Here is a 538-nt window from a genome sequence, read left to right as displayed (position 1 = left end):
GGTCAATACCAATCGCAATGCGATGTTGGTGTGGGGCACTGGATTGACCCGGTTCAGCAATTTGCAAAAGTGCCATGAGTTAAATCCCTTGAAAATAAAGTAGAGAAAGCAAAATTAAAAATCGTCGTCTAAATCAAAACTGTCTTCATCATCTAACAGTTGATCTTCTGCTTTATCAATATCGTTTAAAACACGTTGAAAGAAACGTAACTTACGTACGGTATCACGTGCTTCTGCCCAATCTTCTTCACTGTAATCAATTTTGAATTCACGGACTAAACCATCAATCCATTGTTGTACTTCTAATCTTAAAGTACGTAAATGTTCAGATGATGTCGCTTCATCAAGTTGTTCACGAAGTTCTAAAGCGGATTGTAGAAATTCGAAATCACTAATAGATTGATCAAGATGATGATCTTGCTTTTTAAGAGCTAAAAGATAAGCAGCGCGGCTATCAACTTGAGAAAGCGTTTTAAAAGCTTGATTGATTTCACTTGATTTGATCAATGCTTGATCTTTATCTGCGGCTTTATCTGGA

General features: G+C 36.6%; 1 protein-coding gene. It reads right to left on the bottom strand.

Annotation, left to right across the window (positions count from 1 at the left end):
* Positions 1 to 114: 114 nt before the first annotated feature.
* On the bottom strand, positions 115 to 538 hold a 424-nt coding region (gene hscB / locus ABD296_RS50180), incomplete at its 5' end, for a Fe-S protein assembly co-chaperone HscB (RefSeq protein ID WP_344285799.1).

This window comes from Actinomadura napierensis (genome assembly GCF_039529375.1).
GTDB classification, from domain to species: Bacteria; Actinomycetota; Actinomycetes; order Streptosporangiales; family Streptosporangiaceae; genus Spirillospora; species Spirillospora napierensis.
The sequence above is the reverse complement of the archived record's forward strand: the minus strand, read 5'-3'. Positions and strand labels throughout refer to the sequence as shown.